Source organism: Bradyrhizobium sp. 87, assembly GCF_023073015.1.
GTDB classification, from domain to species: Bacteria; Pseudomonadota; Alphaproteobacteria; order Rhizobiales; family Xanthobacteraceae; genus Bradyrhizobium; species Bradyrhizobium canariense_D.
Genome location: NZ_JADPIQ010000038.1, coordinates 25,882 through 38,383, shown reverse-complemented (window position 1 = coordinate 38,383; position 12,502 = coordinate 25,882). Strand labels below are relative to the sequence as shown.

The 12,502-nt window shown below is 63.8% G+C and carries 13 protein-coding genes; 6 read left to right on the top strand and 7 right to left on the bottom strand.

Annotated features, from left to right (window positions below; all coding sequences use genetic code 11):
• Positions 1 to 41: 41 nt before the first annotated feature.
• From IVB50_RS09275 to IVB50_RS09260, 4 genes are all read right to left on the bottom strand, one after another.
• Entirely contained in the window at positions 42 to 227 is a 186-nt protein-coding gene (locus IVB50_RS09275; protein ID WP_018453934.1) for a hypothetical protein, read from the bottom strand.
• 121 nt (positions 228 to 348) lie between these two features.
• Positions 349 to 561 carry a hypothetical protein gene (locus IVB50_RS09270; RefSeq protein ID WP_143273036.1) on the bottom strand — a complete coding sequence of 71 codons (213 nt, stop codon included), beginning with the start codon at positions 559 to 561 and terminating at the stop codon, positions 349 to 351.
• Entirely contained in the window at positions 561 to 743 is a 183-nt protein-coding gene (locus IVB50_RS09265) for a hypothetical protein (protein ID WP_143273038.1), read from the bottom strand. Before IVB50_RS09265 ends, IVB50_RS09270 begins: the two co-directional genes overlap by 1 nt.
• Before the next feature lie 120 nt (positions 744 to 863).
• Entirely contained in the window at positions 864 to 1,058 is a 195-nt protein-coding gene (locus tag IVB50_RS09260) for a hypothetical protein (protein WP_247295670.1), read from the bottom strand.
• Between the two features lie 86 nt (positions 1,059 to 1,144).
• Between IVB50_RS09260 and IVB50_RS09255 the strand changes: the two genes are divergently transcribed.
• Positions 1,145 to 1,660, top strand: coding sequence for a ferritin-like domain-containing protein (locus tag IVB50_RS09255; protein ID WP_018453931.1), 516 nt, complete (start codon positions 1,145 to 1,147; stop codon positions 1,658 to 1,660).
• Between the two features lie 91 nt (positions 1,661 to 1,751).
• Here IVB50_RS09255 and IVB50_RS09250 read toward each other — a convergent pair whose 3' ends face one another.
• Complete coding sequence (locus IVB50_RS09250) at positions 1,752 to 2,609, bottom strand: SDR family oxidoreductase (RefSeq protein ID WP_018453930.1); 858 nt, start codon at positions 2,607 to 2,609, stop codon at positions 1,752 to 1,754.
• 63 nt (positions 2,610 to 2,672) lie between these two features.
• On the bottom strand, positions 2,673 to 4,484 hold the full coding sequence (treZ, locus tag IVB50_RS09245; protein WP_247295668.1) for a malto-oligosyltrehalose trehalohydrolase: 1,812 nt from the start codon (positions 4,482 to 4,484) through the stop codon (positions 2,673 to 2,675).
• Positions 4,485 to 4,763: 279 nt separating this feature from the next.
• Here treZ and IVB50_RS09240 point away from each other — a divergent pair, with 279 nt between their 5' ends.
• From IVB50_RS09240 to IVB50_RS09225, 4 genes are all read left to right on the top strand, one after another.
• Entirely contained in the window at positions 4,764 to 5,021 is a 258-nt protein-coding gene (locus tag IVB50_RS09240; protein WP_018453928.1) for a DUF3606 domain-containing protein, read from the top strand.
• A 43-nt stretch (positions 5,022 to 5,064) separates the two neighbouring features.
• Positions 5,065 to 7,302, top strand: a complete 2,238-nt coding sequence (gene glgX / locus IVB50_RS09235; protein WP_247295666.1) for a glycogen debranching protein GlgX — start codon at positions 5,065 to 5,067, stop codon at positions 7,300 to 7,302.
• A 105-nt stretch (positions 7,303 to 7,407) separates the two neighbouring features.
• Positions 7,408 to 7,701: a hypothetical protein gene (locus IVB50_RS09230; RefSeq protein ID WP_026232628.1), complete on the top strand. Its 294-nt coding sequence runs from the start codon at positions 7,408 to 7,410 to the stop codon at positions 7,699 to 7,701.
• Between the two features lie 147 nt (positions 7,702 to 7,848).
• Complete coding sequence (locus IVB50_RS09225; RefSeq protein WP_018453925.1) at positions 7,849 to 9,120, top strand: DUF892 family protein; 1,272 nt, start codon at positions 7,849 to 7,851, stop codon at positions 9,118 to 9,120.
• A gap of 3 nt (positions 9,121 to 9,123) precedes the next feature.
• On the opposite strand, the gene IVB50_RS09220 is transcribed toward IVB50_RS09225, so the two are convergent.
• Positions 9,124 to 12,240, bottom strand: coding sequence for a DEAD/DEAH box helicase (locus IVB50_RS09220; protein WP_247295664.1), 3,117 nt, complete (start codon positions 12,238 to 12,240; stop codon positions 9,124 to 9,126).
• Here IVB50_RS09220 and IVB50_RS09215 point away from each other — a divergent pair.
• On the top strand, positions 12,239 to 12,469 hold the full coding sequence (locus IVB50_RS09215) for a hypothetical protein (protein ID WP_018453923.1): 231 nt from the start codon (positions 12,239 to 12,241) through the stop codon (positions 12,467 to 12,469). The two genes, IVB50_RS09220 and IVB50_RS09215, sit on opposite strands and share 2 nt — an antisense overlap.
• The last annotated feature ends 33 nt before the right edge of the window (positions 12,470 to 12,502 follow it).

The window sequence follows — 12,502 nt, the reverse complement described above, 5'->3', positions numbered from 1 at the left end:
AGAGGCTGAACGCGCAAACTCCGCCTCGGCAGACCACCAGCTCAATCCCTGCCGGCGAATTGACGGTCGAGGTTTGACGCCGCGTCGGCGCTTCTGAGCCGTTTCATCAGCTCATCCCGCTCCTTGCCGTCGGGCAACGCCTCGGCCTTTTCACGGATGGTCCTGGTGAACTCCGCAAGCCGTTCTTGCAGAGTGGTGGTTTGCTGAACGCGACGCCGCCTGAGCACGATCGGGTCTCCATCTCATGGCACCATGCGGTGCCTTTCCGGATTGCCGATGATAAGTGCGAGCGCAGCCATGTCTGTATCAAATGATATAGTTCACGCCATTGGTGCCGACACCCTTTGTTCACATGTGAACAGTGGGAGCCACCTTCACCTGCCGCTCCGGAACGAAAATGGCGGCTGTTACATTGACGCGGCGAGACAGCACGGACGCGCCATGGGCAAGATATTGATCAGCACCGCCGTCGTAAGCCTGGCGCTCATCATTGCCTTCGCGGTCTATGTCATCACTCTCTGAATTGCCAAGTAGAAGCGAATGATGGTGCGGCTCGGACATCAACCGCGCGCGCAGCAATCGACCAACAGGTCCCAGATCCGCTGCGCCTCGCGCGATGCGCTGCTTTCCGGCCCCTTCTCCGGGTTGGACTGCGAATAGTCCGCCACCGGACGTTCCTCGCGAGGCACGATCCATCGCTGGGAGATCGGGTCGTACCATTTTCCGATCATCATTTCAGTCACGCCGATCGACTCACCGATTTGATCCTGGGCGAGCTACGGCTCACGGGCTTCGTCAATCCCATTCACCGCGCCTCGCCCATTTTACAAATCGGCTTCTGACACAATCGTTCCTGCCGCGGCTCAGCCAGGCCGTGCCGGATGAAGCGTACGGGGATGCCGCTCGTGCAGCAGTCGCGCGAGCTCTTCCCGCTCCGCAGGACGCCCCTTCATGGCGGTCTCGAACAGCGCTTCCTGGATGTCGCGAGGCATGTCACCCCACACGTCCATGGCCGCTCGTCCGAGCAAGCCCGCAAGATGATCCGCAGCATCGCTCATTCGGCTCTCCTGATCTGATCACGGGAATGGAACAGCTAGGGCTGTGCAGCGTTCCAGTTCCATCATTGTCAAAGGAGACGTCGTTTATGGGATTCTTCACCAAGGACATCAAATCGATGGAAGACCTGCTGCTGCACGGCCTGCAGGATATCTATTACGCGGAACAGCAGATCCTCAAGGCTCTGCCGAAGATGATCGAGAAGGCGACAAACAGGGACCTTGCCGCCGGCTTGAAAGCCCATCTGGAGGAGACCAACAAGCAGGTCGACAGGCTCGGCAAGGCATTCGCGAAGCTCGGCAAGGAGCCCAGCGGGACACACTGTCCCGCCATCGACGGCCTCATCAAGGAGGCCGATGAGACCGCGGGCGAAATCGAGGACAAGGCCGTGCTCGATGCCGCGATCGTGGCCAACGCACAGGCCGTCGAGCATTATGAGATGTGCCGCTACGGCACGCTGATCGCATGGGCGGAGGAACTCGGGCACGACGACATCGTGCGCTTCCTCACGACGAACCTGAACGAAGAGAAGGCCGCCAACACCAAGCTGAACACCGTGGCGCTTCGCAAGGGCGTCAATGCCAAGGCGTCCAGCGCGGCTTGATCGAGACCTGCTGGTCAAGGCGTGCTGGTGAAGACGTACTAGACGTGGCGGCCCCACCCGCGGGGCTGCCACGTTCTCGTTGCAGGTTCGGTCAGATGAACGGCTTGCCGCCGGTGACCGCCAGGGTCGCTCCCGACGTGTAGCTCGAGAGTGGATCGGCGAGCATGACATAGGCGGTCGCAAGTTCGGCCGGTTGGCCGGCCCGTTGCATCGGCACTTGCTTGCCGAAGTTCTTGACTTTGTCCTCCGGCATCGTCGACGGAATCAGCGGCGTCCAGATCGGACCCGGAGCGACCGCATTGACCCGAATGCCCTTTGCCGCCAGCATCTGCGCAAGGCCGCCGGTAAAGTTCTGAATGGCGCCCTTGGTCGTGGCATAGGCCAGCAGGGTTGGATTCGGCATGTCGGAGTTCACCGACGCGGTGTTGATGATCGCCGCTCCCGGGCGCATGTGGGGGACCGCAGCCTTGGTGAGATAGAACATGGCGTGAATGTTGGTCTCGAACGTCCGCTGCCATTCCTCGTCGCTGATCTCAGCGATCTCCTTGAACGTGTCCTGATGCGCCGCGTTGTTGACGAGGATGTCTATTGCGCCGAACGCCTCGACGGTGCGCTGGATGATCGCGCGACAATGATCGGGATTGCGGATGTCGCCGGGGATCAGGACGACCTTGCGTCCCTCGCGCTCCACCAGCGTCTTGACCTCAGCGGCATCCTCGTCCTCGTTCAAATAGGCGATGACGATGTCGGCACCTTCCCGGGCATAGGCGATCGCGACCGCGCGGCCGATGCCACTGTCGCCACCGGTGATGATTGCCTTCTTTCCGGACAGTCGCCCGGAGCCCTTGTAACTCTCTTCGCCGTGATCCGGTCGTGGATTCATCGCGCGGGTCGAACCGGGCATCGATTGCTGCTGGGACGGATAAGGCGGCTTTGGATATTCGGTCATGGAGTGGCTCCAGGGATTTACTCCGCTAACGGAAAGCTTTCGGAAGCGTTCCTCGCGGTTCCATCACGCCTCGTGGCCAAGCCGCACGATGATGTCGCTCGGCAACAGCTCTGGCGCGTCGGCGGCGCCCAATCGCCATAGGCTCTCGCCCGCGACCAGCGCCGGCATGGGCAGTTCGTGGTCGGCGAAATTGGCAAGAATCTGCAAGATGTCTCCCTTCTGCGTCCGCCAACGGGCATCCAGGCCGCCCTTACGCTGGTTCTCCCCCAGCAACCTGCAATGAGCCGAAACGAAACCCCGTTTGATCAGCGGAACGATCTTCTCGCGCCTTATCTTCAGCAATCGGGCTGTGAGGCCGCGAAACCTGGCGCTGGCGGGAGAGCGGTCGATGCCGGCCCAGTCGAGCTTCGATGCCCCGAAGGTTTTTTCATCGCACGGATCCGGAATCCTGGCGCGCATGCCGGGCGTCGAGAACGCCTTGAAGTGCGCGAACTCCTTGCGCCGCCCTTCCCGCGTCAGCTCGGCAGCTTCGCCGGACCAGTCTGCGAAAAACAGGAATGGCGTCTCGGCCGCGGCTTCCTCACCCATGAACAACAGGGGAATATGCGGGTTCAAGAGAACCAGTGCCATGGCCTGGTCCAGCTTCTCCGGACCGACCAGCGCGGAAAGCCGCTCCCCGAGCGCGCGGTTGCCGATCTGGTCGTGGTTCTGGGCGAAGAAGATGGTGGCATCAGGCGGCAGATGCGCGCTCGGCTCGCCGCGCGGTTCGTCATGCAGCGGAAAGATTTCGCCCTGGTAGGCAAAGCCCTCGGTGAGCGCTCGCGCGAGATGTTCAAGCGGCCTGTCTGCGAACGCGCGATAATAGCCTTCGTCCTCGCCCGACAACAGGACGTGGAGCGCGTTGTGAAAATCATCGCCCCATTGCGCGTCATAGAGCCGGGTTCGCCCCTGAGCACGGTCGAGCAGGCGGGCCTGATTGGCCTCGTTCTCCAGCATCAGATGCACGCGCCGGTCCGGCAGCTGACTGCGAACCGTCTCGGCAAGCTCGATCAGGAAATGGCGGTCGGAATCGTCCTTCAGGGCGTGAACGGCGTCGAGCCGCAAGCCGTCGAACCCGTAGTCGCGCAGCCACATCAACGCGTTCTCGATCAGGAACTCGCGCACGAACGCGCCGTCGTGTCCCTCGAGGTTGACGGCAGGGCCCCAGCCGGTGCTGTGGCGCGCGGTAAAGAAACTTTCCGCATAGAGGTGCAGATAGTTCAGCTGCGGTCCGAAATGGTTATAGACAACATCGAGATAGACCATGATGTCGAGGGCATGCGCCGCGCGTAACAGCCGCTTGAGGTCTTCCGGCCTGCCGTAGCGCGCATTCGGCGCATTCAGCAGCACGCCGTCATAGCCCCAATTGTGCCGGCCGGGGACATCATTGAGCGGCATCAGCTCGATTGCGGTAATGCCGAGATCGCGCAGATAGGGCAACTTCTTCTCGACGCCGGCATAGGTGCCCTCCTCACTGAAGGTGCCGACGTGCAACTCGTAGATCACGGCCTCCGCCCAAGGGCGGCCGGGATAGAGCACCGAGTCCCGGAACGCCGCAGTGTCCACCACCTCGCTCGGGGCCCCGACGTCGTCCGGCTGGAAGAACGAGGCGGGATCGGGAACGACCAGGTCTTCGTTGATCCTGAACTGATAGCGCGTGCCGACATGCGCGGTGGGACTCAACGCCTGGTACCAGCGATCGTGGTCGCGCATCATCCGGAGTGGCGGCCGGCCGGCTTCGAGCAATTCGACCGATTGCGCCGTCGGCGCCCACAGATTGAAGCAGACCCCGTGGTCGAGGCATCGAGGGCCGTGGTGTCGCGCTGGCCCAGCCATTCCCAAACTGTGACTCAAACCTGGCCGCCTTTGCGTGCATGGCTGGAAGTTACGGCACGCTTCGCGAGGCTCGATTTTACGATCGCTTGAGCATGCTCAACGGGAGAAGCCGAGATGTGGGCATTCGTTCCTTAGGCCGGCGCCACACCGATGCGCCATGTGCGTTGTGTGCACTTTTGGGCCGAGGTGCGGCGACGATGGGTTGGGGAAGATCACTGTTGCAAACAGGGAACGGAATCGCCGGGGCGACGGTTGCAACTCCACACGGGAGTTTTCGTCATGCGCCGCTCGAAGCCACAGCCGATCCGCAACAAGCTCGACCTCGCCGACCGTACTCAGGTGCGCCTCGTCAGAAAGCGTCTCGGACTATCCGACGCAGAGCTGACCAGCATCGTCGAGCGGATTGGCAACTCGATTGCGGCTATCAGCAAGGAGGCGGCGCTGCAAAGGGCAACCACGCTGCCGAAGCCGGACGATGTGCCCCCTGTCGCGGTGATTACTTCTGCGACCGTCGGCGAGCAGGCGACGCGGAAGTGACGGCAACCTCACCAAATTCTTGAGGGGCTATTCGGGGGCAGCGATGGATCAAACGGTACATTCAGACGACACCCTGACGCGGGCGGCCTCGAGCCTGCGCCGCTCCCGCATCAGCGAGGGCAAGCCGTTTCCGCTCGGCGCCACCTGGGACGGGCTCGGCGTCAATTTCGCGCTGTTTTCAGCCCATGCCACCAAGGTCGAACTCTGCCTGTTCGACGACAGCGGCGAAACCGAACTGGAGCGGATCGAACTCCCCGAATATACCGACGAAGTCTGGCACGGCTATTTGCCCTCGGCCCGCCCCGGCACCGTCTACGGCTACCGCGTCCATGGCCCCTACGAACCCGACGCTGGACACCGCTTCAATCCCAACAAGCTCGTGCTCGATCCCTACGCCAAGCAGCTGGTCGGCCGGTTGCGCTGGGGACCGGAGCTGTTCGGCTACCAGCTCGACCATGCCGACAAGGATCTCTCCTACGACGAACGCGACAGCGCGCCCTTGATGCAGAAATGCCGTGTCATCGACCCGGCCTTCACCTGGGGCGCCGCGCGCAAGCCGGAAGTGCCGTGGGAGCGGACGATCGTCTACGAGATGCACGTCAAGGGGTTTACCCAGTTGCATCCGCTGGTGCCCGACGCAGACCGCGGCACGTTCTCCGGTCTCGCGCACTCGGAAGTTCCGGCCTACCTGCGCTCGCTTGGCATTACCAGTGCAGAATTGTTGCCGATCCATGCCTTCGTTGACGACAGCTATCTGGTCGAGAAAGGCTTGCGCAATTACTGGGGCTACAACTCCCTTGCCTTCTTCGCGCCGGAGCCGCGTTACCTCAGGACGCCGTTCGCGAACGAATTCAAGGCCATGGTCAACCAGTTCCACGCCCATGGCGTCGAGGTCATCCTCGACGTCGTCTACAATCACACCGCTGAAGGAAACGAGCTCGGCCCAACCCTCTCGTTCAAGGGCATCGACAACGCCAGCTATTACCGCCTGCTGCCGGACCAGCAGCGCTACTACATCAACGACACCGGTACCGGGAACACGGTGAACCTGTCGCATCCACGCGTGCTGCAACTGGTCGCGGATTCCCTGCGCTACTGGGCGACCGAGATGCGGGTCGACGGTTTCCGCTTCGATCTCGCCACCATCCTGGCGCGCGAACCTTACGGGTTCGATGAAGGCGGCGGCTTCCTCGATGCCTGCCGGCAGGACCCCGTGCTTTCCAGCGTCAAGCTGATCGCCGAGCCCTGGGACATCGGTCCGGGCGGCTATCAGGTCGGTCAGTTTCCGCCGGGATGGGCGGAGTGGAACGACAAGTTCAGGGACACCGTGCGCGCCTTCTGGAAGGGCGACGAGGGATCGATCGCGGACTTCGCCAAGCGCGTGTCCGGATCCGGCGATCTCTTCAACAAGCGCGGCCGCCGGCCATGGGCCAGCGTCAACTTCGTCACAGCCCATGACGGCTTCAATCTCAATGACCTCGTCTCGTACAACGACAAGCACAACGAAGCCAATGGTGAGGATAATCGCGACGGCCACAGCGACAATCATTCCTGGAATTGCGGCGCCGAGGGACCGACGGACGATCCGGACATCACGGCGCTGCGCGAGCGCCAGAAGCGCAATCTGCTGGCGACCATGTTGTTGTCGCACGGCACGCCTATGCTGCTTGCCGGCGACGAATTCGGACACACCCAACACGGCAACAACAACGCGTACGCCCAGGACAACGAGACCACATGGCTCGACTGGCTCCGCATCACCGCAAATGGCCGCAGCCTGCGCGAATTCACGCGCAAGCTGATCGCCACGCGCAAGGCATTTCCGATTCTTTACCGCAGCCGCTTCCTGGTCGGCTCCCACAATGAAGAGCTGGACGTGAAGGACGTGACGTGGCTCGCGCCGTCCGGGGAGGAAATGACGACGGACCAGTGGCAGGACGGTAACGCCAAATGTTTCGGCCTGCTGCTCGACGGCCGCGCCCAGGAGACCGGGATCAAGCGCCGCGGCTCGGACGCAACCATGCTGCTGATCTACAACGCCCATTACGACGTCGTGAATTTCACCTTGCCCGCAGTCGCCGAGGGACGCAGCTGGATCGGGTTGATCGACACCAATCAACCGGAGGGGCAAATGCCCGCATTCGAGTTCGGGCACGTTTATGCGATGACGGGGCGATCCCTCGTGGTGTTCGGTCTCGCCACCGAAGCCATCGCCACGCGCCGCCTGCGCCAGGGCCTCGGCGCGCTGCTGGACGTCGTGGAGGCGCCGCTGCCGGGGTAGTTGGTCGTGACACGGTGAGCCGACGCTTTCGAGTTGATGACGACAGGGAACGCACGCAGGTTATCGGCGTTCGAGTAGATGGGGCATCAGTCGGAGAACACCGAGATGAAGTTCACAGGTGCCGTTATCCTCGCCGCTCTCGCGCTGCCTGGAGCAGCCTGGGCGCAGGCCAGCAAGCCTGACGTTTCGTCCGCGCCGAGCGCGCAGAATTCGGGTGCCGGCATTGCCGGGCAGCCCGGCAACAAGAACGGGCCGGCCGCAAAGCCTGGTGAGACCGTTGGATCGAGTTCGACGAGCTCCACTGGCAACACCGCCGTGCAGTCGCAGGACCCGTCGAATATTCAGGGCGCGCCAGGCAACAAGAATGGGCCGCCCGCCAAGCGTCCGGACCAGCGCTAAGCGAATACGCCCACGATCCTGCCGATCGACTTCGAACGACCTGCGCCCGATATCATCGGCGCAGGTCGTTTCGCGAGGAACGAACGCTAAAGCCGCCCGTTCGGAAGACATCCTCTTTCCTGTCCTCCCAATACGAGAGTCCCCACCATGTATCACCACGTCAAGAAGCTGATGTTCACCGTTCGCGTCGACGAGCCGGATCCCCGCTTCGGCAACATGCTGCTGGAGCAGTTCGGCGGCGCCAATGGCGAGCTCGCCGCCGCGATGCAGTACTCGATCCAGGGGTTGAACTGCGAGGATCCCGATCGCAAGGACCTGCTGATGGACATCGGCACCGAAGAGCTCAGCCATCTGGAAGTGGTCGGCACGCTGGCGCGGATGCATCTCAAGCCGTCGAAGTTCGACCGCCAGGCGGCCGAAGCCGATCCCCTCATCGCCATCGCCGGCGGCGGCGGCGTCAATCTCTTCAACTCCCAGGGCAATGCCTGGACCGCCGACTATCTGAAGATCACCGGCGAGCTTGACGTCGATCTGCGCAGCAACATCGCCGCGGAGGCGCGGGCCAAGATCGTCTACGAGCGGCTGATCAATTTCTGCGACGACGCCGGCAGCAAGGACGCGCTGCAGTTCCTGATGACCCGCGAGATCACGCACATGAAGGCGTTCGCGCTCGCGCTCGAGAGCATGGGCAAGCCAGCGTTCAGCATCGGCCGCATCGCGCCGACGCCCGGCCTCGTGGACCAGTTCTTCAACGATTCCACCGGCGCCGGCGACCATGGCGAGATCGACACGCGCGGCCCGTGGAACGAGGGCGGCGACTGGGTGTTCACGGAGTCGCCGGCGATCCAGGCGGGCGAACCGGGTCCGGCCTCGGCCATCGTCACCGAGAGCTCGCCGCCCGCGGACGAAGCGGGTCTCGGCGATCTGCTCATCAACGAGCTGCGCGATATCCTGCATGCCGAGAAGCAATTGACCAAGGCGCTTCCCAAGATGGCGGAGGCCGCCCGCTTCGATCAGTTGCGCGAGCTGTTCGAGCAGCACCTCGCCGAGACCGAAGCGCAGGTCGAGCGCATCAACGAATGCTTCGAAATGCTCGGCAAATCCGCCCGCGCCAAGCCCTGCAAGGGCATGATGGGCCTCGTCGAGGAAGGCCAGGAGATCATGGCCGAGGGCGAGGACAAGGAGGACGCGGCGGCCGACCTCGCCCTGATCGGCGCAGCGCAGCGCGTCGAGCATTACGAGATCGCGGGCTACACCACGGCGCGCAACCTCGCCCAGCAGCTTCGCCACAGTGCCATTGTCGCCCTGCTGTCGAAATCGCTCGCCGAGGAGGAGAACGCCGATCAGCTTCTCAACCAGGTGGCTCGCTCTCTGATGTCGGTGGCGAAAATGCCGGCGGCAGTCGAGCAGACCGAATGATCCCTAGCCGTCCAGCAGGTCGAGAAACTCCTCGACCCGGCTGAACGGATCCTGGTCGCGGCGGCCGGCGTGAACAACGCGGTCGCCGTCGCGCTGCAGCGCCCCCGTCTGCGACTTCGCCCTCGATTTCCGTAGTCGCCCCGACAGGAACGTCGCGGCGACGGCCTCGGGCCCGACATCGAGCCTGACGATACCGCGCCGCTTGCAATCGATCCGCAGCCTGGCGGAGGCGAAGAAGTCGCGGGCCTCCGGCGGCAGCCTGCCGAAACGACGCGAGATCTCCTCTTCCAGATCTTCCAGATCGTCGTCGCTCCGGCACCTGGCAGCGCGCCCATAGATCTCGAGCCGGACCGCCTCGGATTGCACGTAGCCTTCAGGCAGCATGTCGGCGAGCGGCATATTGAGATCGGGCACCCACAGATCGGCCCCGGTATCGCTGCCTCGCTCGGACGCGCGCTTCAGCAGATGACTGTAGAGCACCGGTCCGAACACCTGGACATGCCCGGACTGCTGTTCCGAGAACAGATCGCCGGCGCCCCTGAGGTCGAGGTCGCGCTCGCTGATCGCAAAGCCGGCCCCGGGCTTGCTGAACTCCTCCAGTACCGCCAGGCGCTTCTCGGACTGCTCCGAGGTCGATTCCGTCAGCAGATGAGCAAAAGCGCGCGTGCCGCCGCGTCCCACCCGTCCCCTGAGCTGATGCAGCTGCGCAAGCCCGAACTTTTCGGGCCAGCACACCACGATGGTGTTCGCGCGCGGAATATCGAGACCGCTTTCCACGATATTGGTCGCCAGCAGCACATCCGCCTCGCCATCGACGAAACTCATCATGCGATCGTCGATCTCGTCCACGGGCAGTCTGCCGTGAAGACAGACGATGCGCAGCTCCGGCGCCACCGATTGCACCCGCGCCAGCATCGGCTCCAGATCCTGGATGCGTGGGCAGATCAGGAAGCTCTGACCGTGCCGCCTGCGCTCACGGAGCAGCGCTGCGGCAATGGCAGCATCGGACAGCGGCGCGATCCTGGTCACGATGGGAAGGCGATGAACCGGCGGCGAGGCGATCACGCTGAGGTCCCTGAAGCCGGCAAGACCCGCCGCGAGCGTGCGCGGGATCGGCGTGGCGCTCATCCACAGCGAATGGGCCCCCTTGGCGAGGCCTGAAAGCTTCGCCTTCTCGGCCGCCCCGAAATGCTGCTCTTCGTCGATGATGACGAGGCCGAGTTCGGCGAACTTCACGTCCTTTGCCGCAAGCGCCTGCGTGCCGACCACGACTTTCAGCGTGCCGCGCCGCAACCCCTCCTTGGTCTCTCGCGTCTCCGGGCCTGAACTGGCCCGCGACAGGCTTCCCACCTCGATGCCGAGAGGGCCGAATCGCTTGCGGAAGGTTTCGACATGCTGCCGCGCCAGCACGGTCGTCGGCGCCGCGATCGCCACCTGCTTGCCGGACAGCGCCACTGCGGCCGCCGCCCGCAGCGCGACCTCGGTCTTGCCGAAGCCGACGTCACCGCAGATCACCCTGTCCATGGGATGGCCCGCCGCAAGATCGTCGAGGACGTCTTGAATCGCCTCGGCCTGGTCCACTGTCGTGAAATAGGGGAACCGCGCGACGAATTTTTCGTAAGCCGGCCCCGGCGGCACCAGTTTCGGTGCACGACGGCGGAGGCGCTGGCTGATGTGTTTGGCGAGCGCCTTGGCGGCGACCTGGATTTCCGCTTCCGCCTCGGTGCGCCGCGCCCACCAGCTGCTACCGTCCGCCTTGTCCAGCGTCAGCTTGCCGGGCTCGCCGGCATAAGGCCAGATCACGGCAAGATCGGAGGGCGGTACGAGCACGGCATTGTCGCCCGCGAATTTGAGCCTGATCATCTCGCGTCGCGATCCCTTGCCCATATCCAGGGTCTGCAAGCCATCGAGCACGGCGAGCCCGCGTTGCAGATGGACGATAGCGGCGCCCTTTTCCGGCACGTCGGGATGATCGAAAGCCGGATTCCAGGCGCGCGCCATCGGCTGCGGATGATGGGCTCGGCTGCCGAGCACGTCGGACGCGGTCACGACGACGAGCGGCTTGCGGCCGGCGCCAATGAACCCCGCGTCGAAATCGGCCAGCAGCGCGCCTTCGCGGCTCCGTGCCTTCGTCACCTCGCTCCAATCGGCCAGGCGCTCCGCCTTGATGCCGCTCATGCGCTCCATCGCGCGAAGGTCGTCCTCGACGGCCGCGACGAACAGCAGCCGCGATCCGCCGCGCTGCATGTCGGCGACGAAGGCGCGAAGCGCCTTGCGAGGCGAGGCCAGCTTCGAGAACTCCGGCGTCGAGATGAAGGCCGTCTTGCGCGGCAGCACGCTGATGCGCTTCTTCAGCTGCTTCCAGTCCGCCTGCCCCAGATATTCGCGTTCCGCATCCCTGCGGCCGGCAGCGTCCTCGATCGTGCCCAGCCAGCTCTCGGCGTGAGCCGATACCCCGGCATCCGCGATCCATCGCGCGCGGCTGCAATAATCAGGCAGTGTCGCCCGCTGTCCGCGCGTAGCTCCCAGAGCGATCCGCTCGGACATGGGATCTATGATCAATTCCGGGGTCTCGTAGACGACCTCGTGCTCGATAGGATCAACCGCGACGATCTTGCGGATCGTGTCGCCGGAATGCTCGATCCGGAAGGGAGCGAGTGCGCCGGCGGGAAACACTTCGAACGTCTTGCCATGGAACAGGACACCGCCCGGATACTCCGCCTCTTCGTCGAGATCGTAGCCGAGAGCTTCCAGCCGCGTCTCCAGCTCGGTCTCGGAATAGGGCGCGCCCACCTTCAGCGTGAGGCTCGATCGCGACCAGCTCGCCGGCAGCGGCAGCCGTTCCATGATGGCTTCCGCGGTGGACACCAGGAAGACGGGCTTCTTTGTCTTGGCGAGACGCCGCAGCACCGAGCTGCGCCGGCCCGCGATCTCGCGGGAGGGCTCGAGGCCGTCGAAGGGCAGCGTGTTCAGGCGCGGAAACACCAGCACGTCGACCGAGGGATCGAGGGCGTGGATCACGCCGCCCAGCCGCTCCGCCCTACTCTCGTCGTCGCAGAGGAAGACGAGGCCGTCGCGGCCGGACTTCTCCCACTGCTCGAGCAGATGCAGCGCCAGCATGCCGAGCGGCGATGAGGAGGCGACCGCGGAACGCGAGGCGCTCTTGTCCGGGCGCTTGCTTGTCGAGCTGGTACTTTTCGACCTCTTGCTTTTCGAACTCGTGCTCTTCGCGCTCTTGCTTATCGAGCCTACGCTTGTCGAGCTCTTGCTTTTTGTCTTTATCGCGCCGGTCGTGGCCCGGGCTTTGCTGGTGGGCGCCAATGTGTATCCAACTTTGTTTCGCAAATAGAGGCGAGCGACGACGAGCCCTCCCGTCGAGCTC